14 protein-coding genes and 1 pseudogene are annotated in these 19,724 nt (G+C 71.3%); 9 read left to right on the top strand and 6 right to left on the bottom strand.

The window, feature by feature from the left end; genetic code table 11:
* Window positions 1-30: 30 nt before the first annotated feature.
* From ACSUPV_RS06525 to dnaK, 3 genes are all read left to right on the top strand, one after another.
* The gene (locus tag ACSUPV_RS06525; RefSeq protein WP_436947100.1) at window positions 31-1,416 is read left to right on the top strand and encodes a hypothetical protein; all 1,386 of its coding nucleotides are present in this window, start codon (window positions 31-33) and stop codon (window positions 1,414-1,416) included.
* On the top strand, window positions 1,413-2,153 hold the full coding sequence (locus tag ACSUPV_RS06520; RefSeq protein WP_031118180.1) for a glycerophosphodiester phosphodiesterase family protein: 741 nt from the start codon (window positions 1,413-1,415) through the stop codon (window positions 2,151-2,153). The genes ACSUPV_RS06525 and ACSUPV_RS06520 overlap by 4 nt, the downstream gene beginning before the upstream one ends.
* 63 nt (window positions 2,154-2,216) lie before the next feature.
* A complete protein-coding gene (dnaK, locus tag ACSUPV_RS06515; RefSeq protein ID WP_359792347.1) occupies window positions 2,217-4,082 on the top strand; it encodes a molecular chaperone DnaK in 1,866 nt (621 codons plus the stop codon).
* Here the strand turns inward: dnaK and ACSUPV_RS06510 are convergent.
* Window positions 4,079-4,545, bottom strand: a pseudogene (locus tag ACSUPV_RS06510) (nitrate reductase molybdenum cofactor assembly chaperone). The gene dnaK and the pseudogene ACSUPV_RS06510 overlap by 4 nt on opposite strands.
* A gap of 130 nt (window positions 4,546-4,675) precedes the next feature.
* Entirely contained in the window at window positions 4,676-5,539 is an 864-nt protein-coding gene (locus ACSUPV_RS06505; RefSeq protein ID WP_037769592.1) for a helix-turn-helix domain-containing protein, read from the bottom strand.
* Window positions 5,540-5,820: 281 nt separating this feature from the next.
* On the opposite strand from ACSUPV_RS06505, the gene ACSUPV_RS06500 reads away from it, so the two are divergent.
* The gene (locus tag ACSUPV_RS06500; protein ID WP_037769589.1) at window positions 5,821-6,246 is read left to right on the top strand and encodes a hypothetical protein; all 426 of its coding nucleotides are present in this window, start codon (window positions 5,821-5,823) and stop codon (window positions 6,244-6,246) included.
* Here ACSUPV_RS06500 and ACSUPV_RS06495 read toward each other — a convergent pair.
* On the bottom strand, window positions 6,228-7,034 hold the full coding sequence (locus ACSUPV_RS06495; protein ID WP_037769587.1) for a helix-turn-helix domain-containing protein: 807 nt from the start codon (window positions 7,032-7,034) through the stop codon (window positions 6,228-6,230). The two genes, ACSUPV_RS06500 and ACSUPV_RS06495, sit on opposite strands and share 19 nt — an antisense overlap.
* A gap of 127 nt (window positions 7,035-7,161) precedes the next feature.
* Here ACSUPV_RS06495 and ACSUPV_RS06490 point away from each other — a divergent pair, with 127 nt between their 5' ends.
* Window positions 7,162-7,467, top strand: a complete 306-nt coding sequence (locus tag ACSUPV_RS06490; RefSeq protein ID WP_037769584.1) for a 4a-hydroxytetrahydrobiopterin dehydratase — start codon at window positions 7,162-7,164, stop codon at window positions 7,465-7,467.
* 4 nt (window positions 7,468-7,471) lie between these two features.
* A complete protein-coding gene (locus ACSUPV_RS06485) occupies window positions 7,472-8,215 on the top strand; it encodes a class I SAM-dependent methyltransferase (protein WP_037769582.1) in 744 nt (247 codons plus the stop codon).
* A gap of 133 nt (window positions 8,216-8,348) precedes the next feature.
* On the opposite strand, the gene ACSUPV_RS06480 is transcribed toward ACSUPV_RS06485, so the two are convergent.
* Entirely contained in the window at window positions 8,349-8,828 is a 480-nt protein-coding gene (locus ACSUPV_RS06480; protein WP_359792338.1) for a hypothetical protein, read from the bottom strand.
* 39 nt (window positions 8,829-8,867) lie between these two features.
* Here ACSUPV_RS06480 and ACSUPV_RS06475 point away from each other — a divergent pair, with 39 nt between their 5' ends.
* Together ACSUPV_RS06475 and ACSUPV_RS06470 are read left to right on the top strand one after the other, a co-directional pair.
* Window positions 8,868-9,830 (top strand): helix-turn-helix transcriptional regulator, encoded by a 963-nt coding sequence (locus ACSUPV_RS06475; protein ID WP_436947099.1) that lies wholly within the window; start codon window positions 8,868-8,870, stop codon window positions 9,828-9,830.
* 32 nt (window positions 9,831-9,862) lie between these two features.
* Window positions 9,863-11,737, top strand: coding sequence for a rhamnogalacturonan lyase (locus ACSUPV_RS06470; protein WP_436947098.1), 1,875 nt, complete (start codon window positions 9,863-9,865; stop codon window positions 11,735-11,737).
* 45 nt (window positions 11,738-11,782) lie between these two features.
* On the opposite strand, the gene ACSUPV_RS06465 is transcribed toward ACSUPV_RS06470, so the two are convergent.
* Together ACSUPV_RS06465 and ACSUPV_RS06460 are read right to left on the bottom strand one after the other, a co-directional pair.
* On the bottom strand, window positions 11,783-14,425 hold the full coding sequence (locus ACSUPV_RS06465; protein ID WP_359792331.1) for a cellulose binding domain-containing protein: 2,643 nt from the start codon (window positions 14,423-14,425) through the stop codon (window positions 11,783-11,785).
* 239 nt (window positions 14,426-14,664) lie between these two features.
* The gene (locus tag ACSUPV_RS06460; RefSeq protein WP_436947097.1) at window positions 14,665-17,583 is read right to left on the bottom strand and encodes a glycoside hydrolase family 48 protein; all 2,919 of its coding nucleotides are present in this window, start codon (window positions 17,581-17,583) and stop codon (window positions 14,665-14,667) included.
* Between the two features lie 401 nt (window positions 17,584-17,984).
* On the opposite strand from ACSUPV_RS06460, the gene ACSUPV_RS06455 reads away from it, so the two are divergent.
* Complete coding sequence (locus ACSUPV_RS06455) at window positions 17,985-19,703, top strand: glycoside hydrolase family 6 protein (protein WP_031120191.1); 1,719 nt, start codon at window positions 17,985-17,987, stop codon at window positions 19,701-19,703.
* Window positions 19,704-19,724: the final 21 nt, after the last annotated feature.

The following is a 19,724-nucleotide window of genomic DNA, read 5'->3' as shown; positions in this document are numbered from 1 at the left end:
CTTTCGAACCGATGGGCGGAAAGGAAGGCGATGCTGCCGGGAACGTCCCCGAACGCGACGGTGCTCGACTCCGCCACCCGTGACCGCACCCGCGTCCTGCTGCTGTTCAGCCTCTCCGGCCGGCTGCGCCCCCGGGACACCGCCCTGGGTGCCCTCGTCGACCGCTACGACTACGGCCGCTTCGCCTCCCACCTGATGACCAGCCAGGACGTGCTGCCCGTCCCGGTGCTCGACGAGCAGGTGGCGCCCCGCCGGCTGCGACTGCCGCACGGCGACCACGGCCTCGGTCTCGCGTCCCTGCGGATCCTCGTCGTCACCACCCCGCGCGGCGACGCCACCCTGGTCGTGGACTGCGCCTTCGCCGACGAGACCACGGCCGGCGACCTCGCCGTCTGGCTGGCCACGACCTGCTTCGACCGGGAGCGCATCGAACTCGACGACCGCCCGCTGCTGACGGCACTGTCCGCACAGCTCGGCGGCCGGCCCTTCGCCCTGGGCCAGAACGTGCACCAACTCGTCTTCCCCGGCGGCCGGTTGCAACGGGAGCTGCTCACCGCCGACGAGGCCCGCAAGGCCGTCCTGCTGAACGAGATCGTCTACCGCGGCAGGATGCCCTGGAACCCGGCCACGCCCCACGACCCGAACCTCGCGCCGCACCTGCGCAACCACGGCGCAACCGTGTCCGCCCTCGGCCGCGGCGTCTCCGTCCAGGCCGGCTGGGCCCCGCACGTCGAGAACGGCCTGGTGCTCGTCGCCGTCGGCATGGTCTCCGCCCTGGCCGTGCTCCAGCGCACCCGCCTCGCGGCCTTCGCCATGATGAAGGCCAACGAGCAGGCCCACGCCGACTCGCCCACCGAGATCCGCTCCCTGATCTCCCGCCTCTCCGCGGGCGTCAACGAACTCCAGCTCGACCTGGCCTTCGGCGTCGAGGCCTACGTCGACAGCCTGCTGATCCCCGAGATGATCACCGAGGCCTTCCAGTCCTCCCTGGGCGACGCCCTCGGCATCCGCGACAGCCTGGAGAACTCGGCGCGCATGGTCGAACGCCTCACCTCGGTGATCAGCGCCCGCTCCGCCGCCCTGGACGCCGAACTCGCCGAGCGGGACGACCGCCGCGACCGCACCGTCTCCGGCCTCGTCGCCGCCGCCACCCTGATCGCCCTGCCGCCGACGCTGCTGCTGGCCTTCTTCGGCGTGAACGGCACGAACGTCGACGAGCACCGCTCCATCCTCGACCTGCGCGCCTACGGAACGGCGTACGCGCTGGCCTGGCTGCCCTTCGTCGTCCTCGTCCTGATCGGCTGGGTCCTGCTCAGACGGGTCCGCGCCGGCTCCGGCCCGCTGCTGCCCGCGCCCGACGACGACTTCGTGCCCGTCCCGCCCCCGCGCTCGCCCTCCGGGAGCCGACGACGATGACGCCACACCCCGCCGTCTCCGCCCACCGGGGTGGCTCCGAGCGCGCCGGGCCCGCCACCTGGGAGGCGTACGAGGACGCGCTGGAGTCCGGCGCGGAGTACGTCGAGTTCGACATCCGCCGCACGAAGGACGGTGTTTTCGTCGTCTACCACGACCCCCGGGTCGGCCCCGCCGGTCCGCCGCTGTCGGCGCTCACGCACCCCGAGCTGTGCGAGCGGGCCGGGTACGCGGTGCCGGTGGTGGACGAGGTCATGGCGCTGATCGCCGGGAAGCTCGTGGCCCACCTGGACCTGAAGGAGGTGGGCTACGAGCAGGAGGTGATCGACCGGGCGGTCGCGCTGCTCGGCGAGGACGGGCTCGTCGTGACGACGCTGGAGGACCGTTCCGTCGCCGCCGTCACCCGAACCCACCCCGGGGTGCGCACCGCCCTGTCCCTGGGGCGCGACCGCCGGGAACTGGCCCTGGCCCGGCTGCCCGGGACACGGCTGAGCGAGCTCTTCCCGGCCCGCCGCATCCGCGCCTGCGGGGCCCACGGCGTCGCCGTGCACCAGCGCCTGGCCAGGACGAACGTGCTGCGCGAGGCGACCCGGCACGGCCTGTTCACCATGGTGTGGACCGTCAACGACGACATCCTCATGCGTGCCTTCCTCGCCCACCCGCGCGTCGACGTGCTCGTCACGGACCGGCCCCGGCGCGCCGTGGCGCTCCGCGGACCGATCACCCCCTCGCGGCATTGACAACAGCGCACTCAAGTTTTGTGCTGGAGAGTGTGGAGAGCGCCCTGACGGAAGGGGACGGCGATGGGACGTGCGGTCGGGATCGACCTCGGAACCACGAACTCGGTGGTCGCGGTGCTGGAGGGCGGCGAGCCCACCGTCATCGCCAACGCGGAGGGCGCCAGGACCACGCCCTCGGTCGTGGCGTTCGCCAAGAACGGCGAGGTGCTGGTGGGCGAGGTCGCCAAGCGGCAGGCCGTGACGAACGTGGAGCGCACCGCCCGCTCGGTCAAGCGGTACATGGGTGACGCGCACTGGCGCTTCCCCGAGCACGGCGACATCGACGGCACCCGCTACCGCGCGCAGGAGCTGTCCGCGCGGGTGCTGCAGAAGCTGAAGCGGGACGCCGAGTCCTACCTCGGCGAGGACGTCACCGACGCGGTGATCACCGTCCCCGCGTACTTCGACGACGCCCAGCGGCAGGCGACCAAGGAGGCCGGGGAGATCGCGGGCCTGAAGGTCCTGCGGATCATCAACGAGCCGACGGCCGCGGCGCTGGCGTACGGCCTGGACAAGGAGAACGACCAGACGGTCCTCGTCTTCGACCTCGGCGGCGGCACCTTCGACGTCTCGCTGCTGGAGATGGGCGAGGGCGTCATCGAGGTCAAGGCCACCAACGGCGACACGCACCTCGGCGGCGACGACTGGGACCAGCGGATCGTCGAGTACCTGATCAAGCGCTTCAAGGGCCAGTACGGCGTCGACCTGGGCAAGGACAAGATGGCCGTGCAGCGGCTGCGCGAGGGCGCCGAGAAGGCCAAGATCGAGCTGTCCAGCTCCACCGAGACGACGATCAACCTGCCCTACATCACGGCCTCCGCGGAAGGTCCGCTGCACCTCGACGAGAAGCTCACCCGGGCCCAGTTCCAGGAGCTCACCGCCGACCTGCTCGACCGCTGCAAGACGCCCTTCCACCAGGCGGTCGAGGACGCCGGGGTGAAGCTGTCCGCGATCGACCACGTGATCCTGGTCGGCGGCTCGACCCGGATGCCCGCGGTGACCGACCTCGTGAAGGAACTCACCGGCAAGGACCCGCACAAGGGCGTCAACCCCGACGAGGTCGTGGCCGTCGGCGCCGCGCTCCAGGCGGGCGTCATCCGCGGCGACGTCAAGGACGTGCTGCTGCTCGACGTCACCCCGCTGTCCCTCGGCATCGAGACCAAGGGCGGCATCATGACGAAGCTCATCGAACGCAACACCACGATCCCGACGCGGCGTTCGGAGATCTTCACGACGGCCGCCGACAACCAGCCCTCGGTCGGCATCCAGGTCTACCAGGGCGAACGCGAGATCGCCGCCTACAACAAGAAGCTCGGCGTCTTCGACCTCACCGGCCTCCCGCCGGCGCCGCGCGGCGTCCCGCAGATCGAGGTCGCCTTCGACATCGACGCCAACGGCATCATGCACGTCTCCGCCAAGGACATGGCGACCGGCCGCGAGCAGAAGATGACCGTCACCGGCGGCTCGGCCCTGCCCAAGGACGACATCGACCGCATGATGCGCGAGGCCGAGCAGTACGCCGAGGAGGACCGCAAACGCCGCGAGGCCGCCGAGACCCGCAACCAGGCCGAGCAACTCGTCTACCAGACCGAGAAGTTCCTCCGCGACAACGCCGACAAGGTCCCGGCCGACACCAGGTCGGAGGTCGAGTCGGCCGTCGCCGACCTCAAGGCGCAACTCGACCGGCAGGCCGACACCGCCGCCCTGCGCACCGGCGTCGAGAAGCTCGCCTCGGTCAGCCAGAAGATGGGCCAGGCGATGTACGCCCAGGCCCAGCAGGCCCCGGCCGAGGAACCCTCCGGCACCCCGCGGGACGAGGAGGGCGTGGTCGACGCGGAGATCGTGGACGACGAGAAGGACCAGCGGGACGAGAAGGGCGGCGCCGCCTAACGCCCCGGGCCGCCGGGCGGCAGTGTCGCGCACACCGCGTCCAGGACGGTGGCGTACGGCGTGCCGAAGTCGGTGAGGCGGCAGCGGAGGCGGTCCAGGCCGTCGCGGTGCTCGGTCAGCAGGTCGTCGCTGCCGGTGCGGGCGGCGAACTCCAGGACCGCGGGCAGGAAGTCGGGCGGTTCCTCGCCGGTGGTCTCCAGGCCGTGGGCCCGGTAGAGCTCCTCCGACGGCGCCGGTGCCGCCTCCCGCCAGACGCTCAGGTACAGGCTGTGGTCCTGCCCGGACTCGAAGACCTCGACGTAGTGCGCGGCCAGCTCGCGGGCGGGGTGACGGCCGCGTGGTCGGCGAACTCCCGTAGCTGCGGGGCGGCTTCGCGCAGCAGCGGCAGCCGGGCGCGGAAGTCGTCGTCGGGGTACATCAGGCACAGCGCGGCCGCCTGGTACAGCACTTCGAATCCGGGCATCTCGGACCTCCTTCGCGTGCGCTCGCCGGCCTGCACCGTGATGCCGACGCTAGGGGCGGGCCGGGGAGCACACCTGTCGGCGGGGCCCGTACGGGTCAGTACCCGTCCACCGGGTGGGTGTCCCGAAGGCTCAGTAGTGGTCCCGGTACTCCCGCAGCAGCTCCTCCGTGCGCTGTGTGGAGCCCGCCCGGGCCGTCATGTGGTCCAGGACCTCGAGGTGCGCGGAGACCTCCCTGCGGGAGTCCAGGTACAGCGCGCCCGTCAGGTACTCCGTGAACACCATGTCGGGCAGTTCGGGCTCGGCGAAGCGGAACAGCGAGAACGGCGCGTAGGTCCCCGGGTGCGGTCCGTCCTTGAACTCGGCGACCTGCAGCGTGACCCGGTCACGCGCGGCGTACTCCAGCAGCTTGTCCAGCTGGTCGCGCATCACCCGGCCGTCGACGCTCACCGGGCGGCGCAGCACCGTCTCGTCCATGATGACCCACAGATGCGGCGGTTTCGGGCCCTCCAGGAGCCGCTGCCGCTCCATGCGCAGCGAGACGTGCCGCTCCACGGCCTCCGGGCCGGAGTTCCCGATCGTGCCCGCCTCCAGCACCGCACGCGCGTACCCCTCGGTCTGCAGCAGCCCCGGCACGAAGTGCGGCTCGTACGACCGGATGATCCGCGCGGCGCCCTCCAGGCTCACGTACAGGCTGAACCACTCCGGCAGCACGTCGTGGAACCGCTGCCACCAGCCCGGCCGGTTGGCCTCCTCGGCGAGTTCGACGAACGCGGTCACCTCGTGCTCGGGCACGCCGTACGCGGTCAGCAGGATCTGCACGTACGGGATCTTCAGCGCGACGTCGGCGGTCTCCATCCGCCGGACCGTCGCGGGGGCGACGCGCAGCACCCGCGCCGCCTCGTCCCGGCTGAGCCCGGCCGCCTCGCGCAGCTCCTGCAGCCGCTTGCCCAGCACCACCTGGCCCACGGTGGGTGCGGCCCGCCGTTCACTCACGCCACGCCTCCCCAACGTGCCCAAGCCTGCGATCAGTCTGTCACGCCGGGTCGCCGGTATCACAGGCCCCACGGTGAGGAGATCACGGGAAACGGCGCGGCGCCGTTGGCCTTACCCCGCGGGTAATCGACCGGGCGCGGCCGGAACGGGATCGTGAACGTACCGGGTCCCGGGCCGGCGCACTCCGGCCCGGGACCCGGCCCCGACCGCCGCACACACCCGGCGGGCGGGCCCGCGCTGAGGCCCGGCCGCCACCACGACCCGACGGAGAGTGATGCCCCATGTCCGCGATCCAGCTCGCCGCGCTCGCCCGGACCCCCGAGCCGCAGTCGATGCTGCGCCGCTTCCTGGCCCTGGACGCCGCGGTGACCGGCGGCAACGCGCTCGCCTACCTGGCGTTCTCCGGACCGCTCGGGCGTTTCCTCGGCGTCGACCCGGCCCTGCTGCTCGCCCTGGGCGCGTTCCTCGCGCTCTACGCGACCGGCGTGGGCCTGCTCGCCACCCGCCGCCGGCCGCCCGCGCTCGGCGTGCGGGCCGTCGTCGAGGCCAACCTCGCCTGGAGCGTGCTGAGCCTCGCGGCCCTGGCGCTGTGGCTCTCGCCGAGCACCGCGGGCGCGGTGTGGACGGTGCTCCAGGCGCTGACCGTGGCCGGGTTCGCCGCCCTCCAGTACACGGCCCTGAGGGTGCGTCAGGACAGCAGCGACTGAAGGTACTTGACCGTCGCCGGGTCGGCCGGGAGCAGCGTCTCGATGGCCAGTTCGGCGACGGTCACGTCCATCGGCGTGTTGAACGTGGAGATCGACGAGATGAACGACAGCGTCCGCCCCTCGTGCTCGATCCGCAGCGGCAGCGCGAAGTACGGCACCGGCTCCGCGGGCTCCTCCGCCGGATCCGCCTCGGGCACCGGGTACGCCGCCACCTCCTCGTACAGCGCCCGCAGCGGCTCGGAGCGGTGCAGGGCGATCTGCCGCTCCATCTGCTCCAGCAGGTGACCGCGCCAGGCGCGCAGGTTGCGGATCCGGGGCGCCAGGCCCTGCGGGTGCAGGGCCAGCCGCATCGCGTTCAGCGGCGGCTCCAGCAGAGCGTCGGAGACACCGTCGACCAGCGTCATGATCCCCCGGTTGGCCGCCACCACGTTGTACAGCGCGTCCACCACCAGCGCCGGATACGGCTCGTAGCCGCCGATCAGCCGCTCGATGCCCTCGCGCAGGGCGCCCAGCGCCGGGTCGTCGAGCGGGGTCTCCGGGTAGCGCGGGGCGTAACCAGCCGCCAGCAGCAGCGCGTTGCGCTCCCGTACGGGGACGTCCAGGTGCTCGGCCAGCCGCAGCACCATCTCCTCGCTGGGCCGGGAGCGGCCCGTCTCGATGAAGCTGATGTGCCGGGCCGAGGAGTCGGCGCGCAGGGCCAGCTCCAGCTGGCTGACCCGCCGCTGCTCCCGCCAGGCCCGCAGCAGCGGGCCCACGCCCTGGTCGACGGTGGACGGGTGAGTGGTCATGCCAGGACCGTAGTCGAGAACCGGCCGCGCCGGACAGGCACACCCCTCTGACCAGGGTCTCGGGCGTCCCGCTGTGGCAGGCTGAGAGAACACCGAGGAGACCGGAGCCAGGGAAGGAGCGCAGCCCATGCCCGTCGAACCGCTGTCGCAGAAGGAGATCGAGGACCGGCTGGCCGAGCTGCCGGGCTGGTCGCTCGACGGGGACCGCCTCGCCCGCTCCTACCGGCTCGGCTCGCACTTCGCGGCGACGGCGATGGTCGTGCACATCGCCCAGGTCCAGGAGGAACTGAACCACCACTCCGACCTCACGCTCGGCTACAACACCGTCGCGCTGTCCGTGCACACGCACAGCGCGGGCGGCGCCGTCACGGAGAAGGACTTCGAGCTCGCCCGCAGGGTGGAGGACCTCGCCCCCGGGCACGGGGCACACTGACCGCGTGCTCGACTACGACAAGGAAGCGGAGCGGTACGACGCCTCGCGCGGCGGCGAGCCCCGGGCGGCCGCCGCCGCGGCAGCGGTGCTGGGCCTCGTACCGCCGGACGCGCGCAGCCTGCTCGACGTCGCCTGCGGCACCGGCATCGTGACCCGCAGGCTCGCGGCGGCGCGCGACGGCATGCGCGTCACCGGCGTCGATCTCGCCCCCGCGATGGTCCGGCAGGCCGCCGCCCGGCTGCCCGGCGCCGTCGTGCGGGCCGACAGCCGCAGGCTGCCGTTCCGGGACGGCGAGTTCGACGCCGTGTGCAGCGTGTGGCTGCTGCACCTGGCCGCCGGGCCCGCCGAGGTGCGGGCCATCGTCGGCGAGTGCGCCCGGGTGCTGCGGCCCGGCGGCGTCTACGTCACCACGGTCGACAAGGCCGCCTCCCACAACGTGGGCAGTGACATCGATGTCGTCCTGTCCTCCCGTCCGCCCAGCCCGGTCCGGGACGCGGCGGCGGACGTCGAGCGCCACGCCGCCGCCCACGGACTGGCCCCGGCCGGTCAGGCCCGCTTCACCGGGCACGGCCAGGGCCGCAGTCCGCGCCGCACCGTCGCCGACCTGCGCCGCGGCTGGTTCGTCACCCTCCCGCCCGGCGACGCGCGCGCGGAGGGCTTCGCCCTGGAGCTCGCCCGCCTCCCCGACCAGGACCGGCCGCGCCCCGACCCGGTGTTCAGCCTGCGGGCGTTCCGGAAGGCCGGGTGAACTCCATGCCGCGAACCGGCCGAAGACCGGCGGGAACAGGGTGCCGGTGACGCTGGACGCCCAGTTCAGTCGGTGCGCCGGCGGTGGAGGGCCTCCCAGTCGCCGTGGAAGAAGTCGAAGTCGTGCGCGCTGCTCAAGGGCGGTCTCCTGTGGTTCCTTCGGGCAGGGAATCGGCCAGGTAGGCGTCCAGATCCGGCACTTCGGGGGCGAGCAGGTGCCGCACCCAGGCGTCCCGCTCGTGCAGGACCGGCGGCAGCTCCCAGACGCAGCCGATCCACGGCAGGTCGGGAGTGATGAAACGGGTCGGGTCGCGGTCCGGGCAGCCCAGTACCGGCTGGCCCGCCGCCGCGCCCCGGAAGTGCAGGACGTTGTCCCACACCCAGCTGTACGCGTTGAGGTAGGCGCCGTCGTCGCCGCCCCGGTGCAGGACGACGAAGGTCGCCGGGGGCGTGCCGTCCGGTTCGGGCAGCAGCTCGGGCAGGATCGCGTAGGCCGCCTTCTCGACCTCGGGCTCGATGCCCGCGGGGTCGGCGGTGACGTGGTAGCGCTTGACGCGGCGTCCGGCCACCTCGATCGGTGGGGGCACGGTCAGCAGTTTCTCGCGGAAGGGCATGCCGGGACGCTAGAGGGCGTTCCCTGACATCCTGTGTCAGTGAAGTCCAGCCGGCTCGTCTCCCTCCTCCTGCTGCTCCAGACCCGCGGCCGGATGACCGCCGCCCAGCTCGCCGAGGAGCTCGAGGTGTCGGTGCGCACGGTCTACCGGGACGTCGAGGCGCTCGGCGCGGCCGGTGTCCCGCTGTACGGCGACGCGGGGCACGCCGGGGGCTACCGCCTCCTCGACGGCTACCGCACCCGGCTCACCGGCCTCACCGCGGACGAGGCCGAGGCACTCTTCCTCGCCGGCGCGCCCGGCGCCGCCGCCCAGCTCGGGCTCGGCTCCGTCCTGGCCGCCGCCCAGCTCAAGGTCCGGGCCGCCCTGCCGCCGGAGCTACGCGCCCACGCCGACCGGATCAGCGGCCGCTTCCACCTCGACGCCCCCGGCTGGTACGCCGACGCCGACGAGACGCCGTACCTCCCGGCCGTCGCCGACGCCGTCTGGAACAGCCGGGCCCTGCACGTCCTGTACCGGCGCTGGCGTGAGCCGACCGACGTGGAGCGCCGTCTGGAGCCGTACGGGCTGGTCCTCAAGGCGGGCCGCTGGTACGTCGTCGCGGGCCCCGGCCCGCGCACCTACCGCGTCGACCAGATCCTCCGACTGGACGACGCGGGCGAGGAGTTCACCCGCCCGGACGACTTCGACCTGCCCGGGTACTGGGCCGCGTACCAGCGGGACTTCCACCACCGGCTCCGGCCGGGCCGGGCCGTGGTCCGGCTGGCGCCGGGCGTGGCGCTCACGGGCACGGCCGCTGCGACCGAGGGGCGCCCCGGGGAGGACGGCTGGACCACCGTCACCGTGGCCATCGAGTCCCTCGACCACGCCCACGCCGAGTTCCTGCGCCTGGGCTCCGGCATCGAGGTGCTCGAACCACCCGCACTGCGCGAGAGGATGGCCCGGACCGCGGCCGAACTGGCGCGGAGGTACGGCAACCCCAGCGTCACCGGCGGCAACCTCTGACGGAACCCCCCATCTCCCCAGGAGGTCCGTCAGTGAAGCACCCCCACAGGCACCGCAGACGCCGCCTCATCCTCCCCGTGGCCGTCACCGCGGCGGCCCTGACCGGCGCCGGCCTCACCACGTTCGCCACGCAGGACGCCGCGCGGGCGGCCACCGCACGGCAGGTCGAGAAGCTCGACCGGGGCGTGGTCAGCGTCCACACCGGCAGCGGCAACCTGGTCAGCTGGCGCTGGCTGGGCACCGACCCGAACGACGTGTCGTTCAACGTGTACCGGGCCGGCACGAAGGTCAACTCCACGCCGATCACGGGCTCCACGAACTACTTCCACTCCGGCGCCCCCTCCCACGCCGACTACACGGTCCGCGCGGTCGTGAACGGCACGGAACAGGGCGACTCGGGGCACGCGGTCCAGTTCCGCACCGGCTACAAGGACGTCCCGATCTCGCCCCCGGCCGGCGGCACGACCCCCGACGGGGTCGCGTACACCTACGAGGCCAACGACGCCTCCGTCGGCGACCTCGACGGCGACGGCGCCCTGGACCTGGTGCTGAAGTGGCAGCCCACCAACGCCAAGGACAACTCCCAGTCCGGCTACACCGGCAACACGATCGTCGACGGCATCAAGCTCGACGGCACCCGGCTGTGGCGCATCGACCTGGGCCGCAACATCCGCTCGGGCGCGCACTACACGCAGTTCCAGGTGTACGACTACGACGGCGACGGCAAGGCCGAGGTCGCCATGAAGACCGCCGACGGCACCAGGGACGGCACCGGCGCGGTCATCGGCAGCTCCAGCGCCGACCACCGCAACTCCGGCGGCTATGTGCTCTCCGGGCCCGAGTTCCTGACGATGTTCAACGGCCAGACGGGCAAGGCGATGCAGAGCGTCGACTACGTCCCCGGCCGCGGCACCGTCTCCTCCTGGGGCGACTCCTACGGCAACCGCGTCGACCGCTTCCTCGCGGGAACCGCCTACCTCGACGGCGCCCGCCCCTCCCTGATCATGGCGCGCGGCTACTACACCCGCACCGTGATCGCCGCCTGGGACTGGCGGAACGGCTCCTTCACCCGCCGCTGGACCTTCGACACCACCTCCTCCACCAACAGCGGCAAGGGCTACGACGGCCAGGGCAACCACAGCCTGTCCGTCGCCGACGTCGACAACGACGGCAAGGACGAGATCGTCTACGGCGCCATGACCGTCGACGACAACGGCAGCGGCCTGTGGACCACCCGGCTCGGCCACGGCGACGCCGGCCACGTCGGCGACCTCAACCCCTCCCACGCGGGCCTGGAGTACTTCAAGGTCTCCGAGGACTCAAGCAAGCCCGGCTCGTGGATGGCCGACGCCCGCACCGGCCAGATCCTCTGGCAGACGGCGTCGGGCTCCGACAACGGCCGTGGCGTCGCCGCCGACATCCACGCCGGCAGCCCCGGCGCCGAGGCCTGGTCCGCCGCCGACACCACCCTCCGCTCGGCCACCGGCGCCTCCCTGGGCCGCGAGCCGTCCAGCATCAACTTCCTGTCCTGGTGGGACGGCGACCCGGTCCGCGAACTCCTCGACGGCACCCGCGTCGACAAGTACGGCACCTCCGGCGACACCCGCCTGCTGACCGGCTCCGGCGTCTCCTCCAACAACGGCACCAAAGCCACCCCGGTCCTCTCCGGCGACATCCTCGGAGACTGGCGCGAGGAGGTCGTCTGGCGCACCAGCAACAACACGGCCCTGCGGATCTACTCCACCCCGCACGAGACGACCTCGAAGATCACCACGCTGCTCCACGACACCCAGTACCGCACGGCCCTGGCCTGGCAGAACACCGCCTACAACCAGCCCCCGCACCCGAGCTTCTTCCTCGGCAACGGCATGGCCGCCGCTCCGCGGCCGACCGTCTACACCCCGTGACACCGGTGGGTGCGCCGCCTTCCAGGACGGCGCACCCACCCCGCGTCAGCCACAGGTCCGGTCACCCAGCTTGAACGCGGTCGGTTTCGTGTTCGTCCCCGACGCGTTCGCCGTGAAGCCGAAGCTCACCGACGCACCCGCCGCCACCGTGCCGTTCCATCCGACGTTCTTCGCCGTCACCGTCGCTCCCGACTGCGTCGCCTCGGCGTTCCACGCCTGGGTGAGCTTCTGGCCGTCGGCGAAGGCCCAGTTCAGGGACCAGCCGTTCCAGGGGCCGGTACCCGTGTTGGTGAGCTGGACGTCCGCCTGGAAGCCGCCCGACCACTGGCCGGTGACCTTGTACGTCACCTTGCAGGCGCCGACCGGGTCGGGGCCGGGCCCGGGGCCCGTGGTGCCGCCGTCGGAGCTGTCGCCGTAGATCACGCCACGGCCGTTCGTCGAGACGTAGACACGGCCGTAGACCCGCGGGTCACCGGTGATCGCGGCGCCCGTCCAGCCCCACTGGTGGGCGTCGTCGTTGACGCGGGTCCAGCTCGCGCCCTTGTCCGTGGAGCGGAAGATGCCGCGCACGCCGCCGATCTTGGCGCTGGTGTAGAGCGTCTGGTAGGAGGAGCCGGGCGCCGCCTTGCCGAAGCCGACGGTGTCGGCCTGCTCGACGTTCGAGAGCTTCGTGAAGCTCGTGCCGCCGTCCGTGGAGTGCCACAGGCCGTACGCGCCGTCCGGGGCACCGCCCGCGAGCCAGATGTCGCCCTTCCCGCCGGGCAGGGCCTTGAAGCGGACGCTGTCGCCGCCCGGCAGGCCGGTGGCCGGGGACTCCTTGAACGTGGCCCCGCCGTCCGTGCTGACGTAGAACTTCCCGGACTTGAAGCCGTAGAACGTCTTCGGATCGACGCGGTCCGACTCGACGACCGCTCCGGCGGGGATCCCCGCGGACGCCTGCCACGAGGTGCCGAAGCCCGCCGTGTGGTGCACGCCGGCGCCCTCGGGGCTCCACACGAACCGGCTGCCGTCCGCGGCCGCCGCGACCGTGCCGCCGCCGCTGACGCCCGAGGGGTCGGTGCCCGCGAACCAGTTGGCGCCGTTGTCCGTGGAGAACGCGATGTGCGGACCCGAGTCCAGGTTGCCCACCCGGACGACCGTGTTCGGGTTCGACTCGGCGAAGTCCAGGCTCGTGGTCGTCGTGAAGTTCGGCTGCGTGAACATCATCGACGGGACCTTCGTCAGATCCGTGTGCCGGAAGCCGCCGACGTCCCCCAGCGCGCTCAGCAGCGGAGCGCCCGACGGGGGAGAGGCGAGGTCGTTGACCGCCGTCTCCTCCAGGCCCTGGACCATCGGCTTGACGGTGAACTTGCCGCCGCTGTCCCAGTTCCCGAGGTTCTCCGTGCCGTAGATCGTCGCGCCCGTCCCGTACATCATGCGGTCGGAGTTGAACGGGTCGATCTCCAGCGCCTCGGTCATCCACCCGAGCTTCGGCGTCTGCTCGGGCGGTTGCGGGTTCGCGCCCCAGGTCAGCCACGGCGACGACGAGACGTCCATCGTGTAGCGGTTCTCGCGGTCGGGGTACGACGTGTAGTCCCACGCCTTGGTCCAGGTGGCGCCGCTGTCCGTGGAGCGGAAGATCTGCGTGTCCGGCCACCAGGCGCTGTACGCGGTCGCCATGATCGTGCCCGGCTTCTGCCGGTCCACGGTCAGCCCGCTGAAGCCGTAGAACGTGTCCGCCTCCGCCACGGGGCTGATGTTCGTCCACGTGCCCGTGCCGGTCGCGTACCGCCACAGCTGGCCCTTGCCGCCGTCGTACGGGCCGCCCTTGTCGCTGTACGCCAGGTACAGGTAGCCGTTCTTCGCGTCAAGGACGCCCTTGTGGGCGAGGTGTCCGGTCGGCTGTCCGGCCAGCCGCTGCCAGGTCGCGCCCGCGTCCGTCGACCGGTACACCGCGTTGTCCTTGTCGGCGACCCCGACGTAGATCGTCTTCGTGGCGTTCCCGGCCGTGCCCGTGGACTCGTCGAAGGTGACCCAGACGATGCCCTGGTTGTCGGAGGCGTAGCCGGACGTGTCGCTCGGGTCCTGCACGTAGTTGCCCACGTTCGGGAAGTTCGCCACCTGCGACCAGGTGACCCCCGAGTCCGTCGACCGCCACAGCCCCTTGCCGCTGGGCGCGCCCAGGTACAGCACGCTGTTGCGGTGCGGGTCGACGGCCAGCCGCTCGCCCATGCCCCGCCCCGGCATGTTGCCGCCCAGCTTGAACGGCAGGTTCGTCTTCTGCCAGCTCGCGCCCCGGTTCGAGGAGCGCATGATCGCACCGTTCTTCGGATCCCAGCTGTTGGTGTACGTCCCGACCGCCGCGTACACCCGGTTCGGATCGACGGAGTCGGACGCGATGCTGACGACGCCCGTGTGCCCCCAGTCGTCCCAGCCGACCGAGTCCAGCAGCGGCGTCCAGGTCTTCGACGCCTCCTGCCAGCGGTAGGCGCCGCCGATGTCGGTGCGGGCGTAGGCCAGGTTCTTCTCGGAGCGGTTGAAGACGATCCCGGGGACGAAGCCGCCCCCGTCGATCCGGGCGTTCTTCCAGGTGTAGGTGTCGGCGGCGAGCTTCGGCGCCGGCGGGTCGGCGGCCAGGGCGCCGGGGGCGCCCGACAGCAGCCCGGCCGCGAGCGCGAGCACGGCCGTGAGGACACGGGTTCTTCGCACGGTGGGGTTCCTTCCGTGGGAGGGGGAACGTGCGAGAGCCGGGCGGCCCCAGTGCGGGTGGAGCCGCCCGGCCGTGGCCCCGCGTCAGGTGCGGGGCCATGTACGCCGAGCTTCGGACGCACCTCTTGCTTTCAGGGGCGCGGGGCTGCATCGATGTGCGGCTCCGCCGCGTGTGCGCGACCAGCCACAACGGACCCGCAGCCGAAATCCCGCGCCCCCCGTGGAGCGCCCGGCGGGGGCTATTCGAGAAGCTCCGCGTACGAGCCCATGGCCAGTGCGATGTCCGCCTGGGCCCAGAACCGGTGGTACGTGAACGACGGGACGGCCCCACCCGCGAGATAACTCTCGATCTTCGACCACGCGGGATCGTCCTCGTAGAAGGACCGGATCGAGTCGAACGTCGACAACGAGTTGATCGCGTCGCCGTTCGGCATCGTGCCCGTCCACCCATTCGGGATGTACACCGGGTCGTCGAACCGGTTGTAGTCGGCCCGGTTCTCCGGAACGGCGATGCCGAGATCGGTCTGGTGGTTCGCCCACATCCCGTCCAGCAGCTTCTTCGCCGCCGCCGCGGCCTCCGTGTCACCGGAGCGGTCCGCGTAGTACGTCAGTGTCTTGGCGTACGCGGCCGCCACACCGACATCGTTGGTGTAGTCGGCGACGGTGACGTGCAGCCCGCTGTTGGAGCCGGGGTTCGACGCGTTCCAGGTGTCGGGCTGGCCCGACCACTGCAGCGTCGACGGGATGCGGAACGTGCCGTCCGGGTTGAACGTGGTCTTGGACAGCGCCCAGTCGACCCACTTGTCCAGGACCGCCTTGGCCTGCGCGTTCCCTGTCTGCTGGTACAGCTCGGCGACCCGCTCCATGGACCACGCCTGGAAGCCGAACCACTGGTTGGACGGCGGGTCGTGGTACACGGGCTTCTCGTCGTAGTACATACCGTAGAACGTCGACTTGCCCGAAGGCGGGGTCGCGTACCGGCCCGCCCAGCTGTTGGTCGCGCCGCCCGCGATGGCACCCTCGTTCGACTGCAGCCAGCGGTAGAACTCCAGCTGCCGGTCCATCGACTTGGCCCAGTCCGCCGCGCCCGTCGCCGACTTCGGCTTCAGCGGGGCGTAGTTGGCCAGCGCGTACGCGGCCAGCGGGTTCTGGTAGCCGCCGTGGGCGTGGCTGGAGCCGATGCGCCAGGCCCAGCCGGCGTTGGTGTCGGTGGCGCCGCCCCAGGCGTAGTACCAGGACATCAGGTAGAACGAGGCGTCCTTGCCGGTGCCCGCCGGGCAGGTCGAGGGACCGACGCAGTTGCCGACCTTCTTGAAGTACTTGTCGAACATCGAGTAGCGCAGGTAGTCGCCCATCTTGGCCGCCTTGGCGACCGTCGCGGAGACCTGCCCGCCCTTGCCCTGCTCCTTCGCCCACAGGTCCGCCCAGTAGGCCGCCTGCACCGCCCGCGCGTCGGCGTCCGGCGCGTTGGTGAACTTCCACTGCTTGGCGTAGGAGGCGTCACCGGTGAACAGGTCCAGGTAGCCGTTCTTGCCGCCGTACTTGAAGGCGTCACAGGTCGGCTGCGGCACCGTCTCCCACACCGACTCCTGCGCGCCGCGCTGGAAGGTGTTGATGTACGACGGGCCGGTGTCGGTCGGGCCCGCCTCGCACTTGCCGGGCGCGTTGCCGTAGCCGTACACGTTGTCGACGTCCTGGAGCCAGTGCATGCCGTAGACGTCGTCCGTGCCGTACGCGCTCTTCAGCTCGGCCGCGATCGGGTCCTGGCCGACCGAGACTCCGGAGTCGAGCTTGGCCGGGTACTCGTTCGGCGTGTCCAGCTCGGGCGCGTAGGTCGCCGGCTTGGACGGGTTGTAGAAGGAGTTGGTCGGCTGGTCGGCCTTGGTGGGGATCATGTACTTCTCCATGAGTTCCCACGCGCCGTTGAACTTCGACCAGTCGCCCGTCACCTTGCCGTACATGGCCTGGAGCCACAGGAGGTAGCTGTACGCCTCCGACGTGGTCTCGTGGCCGTGGTCCGGCGCCTCGACGATCAGCGTCTCGACCGAGTGGTACGGGATGCCCTCGGGGGAGAAGTAGCCGTTCGCCGGGTTGGTGATCTTCCCGTAGAGCTCCAGGAAGCGGGCGTCGTACGCCTTGGCCGCCGCCAGCTGCGTCACGGTGACCGCGGCCTTGGAGTGACCCGCGGCCGTCGACTCGAAGACGGCCGAACCGGTGCCGGTGGAGGCGGCGGTGACGGTCACCTTCTGCGCGGTGTTCCAGTTCTGCGGGGTGAAGGTGAGCGAGGCGCCCGCCGTGACCGACAGGTTGGCGTTGCCGCTCGCGCGGGCCGACGTCACCGTCACGTTGGACGCGGGCTGCTTCGACAGCTTCACCTCGTAGGTGCCCGACTTGCCCGACTGTACGCCCAGTTGAAGCGGCGAGGCCACGACGGTGGGGCCGGAGGAGACCGTGATGCCGACCGGGGTGGAGTTCGCGGAGGCGCCCATGCTGTCGTACGCCTTCGCCACCAGGGAATGGCTGCCCACGGTCAAGTTGGAGACCGAGAGCGCGTAGGGCGCGCTGGTGTCCGTGCCGAGCAGCGTGGTGTCGTCGTAGAACTCGACCTTGCTGATCGTGGCGTTGTCCGCGGCGGCCGCGGTGGCCGCCAGCGGGACCGCCTCGCCCTGGGTGTAGACGGCGCCGGCGGCCGGGCTGGTCAGCACGGCGATCGGCGGCTGGTGCGCGCCGGTGCAGGGAGTGCCGTTGACCGCGAAGGACGTCGGCGCGGCGTTGCTGCCGCTGTAGGAGAACTGGGCGCCGGTGGAGACGGCGGCGCCCGCGGCGACCCGGGCGTTGTGCGCGGCGTTCTTCACGGTGATGTTCTGGCCGGACTGCGACCAGGTGCCGTTCCAGCCGTTGCCCAGCCTCTGGTTGCCGGAGTAGGCGTAGGTCAGCGTCCAGCCGTCGATGACGTCCGTGCCGCGGTTGGTGAGGGTCAGGTCCACCGTGAAACCTGAACCCCAGTCGTTCGTCTTGTAGTCGACACTGCACTGGAGTGCCGCCGCCTGCGCGGGAGTGGTCCCTGAGGAGAGCATCGTCAACGGAAGCGCGAGAGCTGCGAGCGCGGCGGTCCACAGGCGCCGCACGGCTCCGCGTCTCCGGGGTGGGGGATGCATGGTGCTGGTTCCTCCTTGCGGCTCGGAGAAGTCAAGGCTTGAACCAGTGGGAGCGCTCCCATAGTGAGGACGGGTGTGGTATCGGTCAAGGTCCTTGAAGAGTCGAAAAGATTCGACGCCGTGTGGTGAGCGAAAGTCAGTGACTCCCCTGTTCTTTGCCGACACTTGGCGCTACCTTCCTTGACACCAGTGGGAGCGATTCCATCAGTCGGCGCGTCCGTCACGACGGGCCCGGCCTGCCAGGAGTCGCTCATGCGACACCCCTCGCGTTCAGTACTTTGAGCCGCCGCCCTCGCGGTCGTCCCCGGCTGCGCGAGTGCCGGTGCCGGGTTCCTCATGTCCTTGTCGGAGCGCGCCCTGAACGGCTGACACCCCCACCACCGAAAGGGAAACCCGCACTCATGAGCCGTACGAGAACAGCGTTACTGGCCGCCATGGCCCTGGTCGCCGGCGCCACCGGCACGGCGTTCGCCGCCGACCCGGGCGGCGCGGGCACGGCCGCCGTCCCCTGCACCGTCGACTACAAGATCCAGAACCAGTGGAGCACCGGCTTCACCGCCGCCGTGACCCTCACCAACAACAGCGCCGCCAAGTCCTCCTGGTCGCTGAAGTGGTCCTACGCCGGCAACCAGAAGGTCACCAGCGGCTGGAACGCCAGGATCAGCCAGAGCGGCACCGACGTCACCGCGGCCAACGAGAACTACAACGCCCAGCTCGCCACCGGCGCTTCGGTCAGCTTCGGCTTCCAGGGCAGCTACAGCGGCAGCAACGCGATCCCGGCCACCTTCACCCTCGACGGCGTGACCTGCAACGTCGACGACGGCAGCACCGGCCCGACGGATCCGCCGGGCCCCGGCGGCCCCGCCAACCGGGTCGACAACCCCTACAGCGGCGCCAAGGTCTACGTGAACCCGGAGTGGTCCGCGAACGCCGCCGCCGAGCCCGGCGGCAGCCGCGTCGCCAACCAGCCGACCGGTGTCTGGCTGGACCGCACGGCGGCGATCAACGGGGCCGGCGGCAAGATGGGCCTGCGCGCCCACCTCGACGAGGCGCTGCGCCAGAAGGGCTCCGGCGAACTCGTCGTCCAGCTCGTCATCTACAACCTGCCCGGCCGGGACTGCTCCGCCCTCGCCTCCAACGGCGAGCTGAAGGCCGACGAGATCGGCCGCTACAAGACCGAGTACATCGACCCGATCAAGGCCATCCTCGCCGACCCGAAGTACGCCTCGCTGCGGATTGTCACCACGGTCGAGATCGACTCCCTGCCGAACCTCGTCACCAACACCGGAAGCCGCCCGACGGCCGTCCCGCAGTGCGACGTGATGAAGGCCAACGGCAACTACGTCAAGGGCGTCGGCTACGCGCTGAACAAGCTCGGCGACGTGCCGAACGTCTACAACTACGTCGACGCCGGCCACCACGGCTGGATCGGCTGGGACGACAACTTCGGTGCCTCCGCGACCGTGTTCAAGGAGGCGGCCACCGCCGAGGGCGCGACCGTCAACGACGTCCACGGCTTCATCACCAACACGGCGAACTACAGCGCCCTGAAGGAGAACAACTTCTCCATCACCGACAACGTGGCCGGCAAGTCCGTCCGCGAGTCGAAGTGGGTCGACTGGAACCGCTACGTCGACGAACTGTCCTTCGCCCAGGCCATGCGCAACCAGCTCGTGTCGATCGGCTTCCCGTCCGGCATCGGCATGCTGATCGACACCTCCCGCAACGGCTGGGGCGGCGCCGCCCGGCCCACCGGGCCCGGCGCGCAGACCTCCGTCGACACCTACGTCGACGGCGGCCGTTACGACCGCCGCATCCACCCCGGCAACTGGTGCAACCAGGCCGGAGCCGGCCTCGGCGAGCGCCCGCGGGCCAACCCGGCGCCCGGGATCGACGCCTACGTGTGGATGAAGCCGCCGGGCGAGTCCGACGGGGCGAGCAAGGAGATCCCGAACAACGAGGGCAAGGGCTTCGACCGCATGTGCGACCCCACCTACACGGGCAACCCGCGCAACAACTACAACATGTCCGGTGCGCTGCCGGACGCGCCGATCTCCGGGCAATGGTTCTCCGCCCAGTTCCGACAGCTGATGCAGAACGCGTACCCGCCGCTGTCGTGACCGGCTGACGTCCCGTCCCCA

The organism is Streptomyces sp. SudanB52_2052 (assembly GCF_964272415.1).
Taxonomy (GTDB): Bacteria; Actinomycetota; Actinomycetes; order Streptomycetales; family Streptomycetaceae; genus Streptomyces; species Streptomyces olindensis.
This window is presented reverse-complemented; position numbering and strand designations above follow the sequence as displayed.

Excerpts from the sequence above, each read along its gene's own strand:
- ACSUPV_RS06525 (WP_436947100.1), top strand. The coding sequence starts at position 31 with ATGCTGCCGGGAACGTCCCCGAACGCGACGGTGCTCGACTCCGCCACC.
- ACSUPV_RS06520 (WP_031118180.1), top strand. The coding sequence starts at position 1,413 with ATGACGCCACACCCCGCCGTCTCCGCCCACCGGGGTGGCTCCGAGCGC.
- dnaK (WP_359792347.1), top strand. The coding sequence starts at position 2,217 with ATGGGACGTGCGGTCGGGATCGACCTCGGAACCACGAACTCGGTGGTC.
- ACSUPV_RS06500 (WP_037769589.1), top strand. The coding sequence starts at position 5,821 with ATGTCCGCGATCCAGCTCGCCGCGCTCGCCCGGACCCCCGAGCCGCAG.
- ACSUPV_RS06495 (WP_037769587.1), bottom strand. The coding sequence starts at position 7,034 with ATGACCACTCACCCGTCCACCGTCGACCAGGGCGTGGGCCCGCTGCTG.
- ACSUPV_RS06490 (WP_037769584.1), top strand. The coding sequence starts at position 7,162 with ATGCCCGTCGAACCGCTGTCGCAGAAGGAGATCGAGGACCGGCTGGCC.
- ACSUPV_RS06480 (WP_359792338.1), bottom strand. The coding sequence starts at position 8,828 with ATGCCCTTCCGCGAGAAACTGCTGACCGTGCCCCCACCGATCGAGGTG.
- ACSUPV_RS06460 (WP_436947097.1), bottom strand. The coding sequence starts at position 17,583 with ATGCATCCCCCACCCCGGAGACGCGGAGCCGTGCGGCGCCTGTGGACC.
- ACSUPV_RS06455 (WP_031120191.1), top strand. The coding sequence starts at position 17,985 with ATGAGCCGTACGAGAACAGCGTTACTGGCCGCCATGGCCCTGGTCGCC.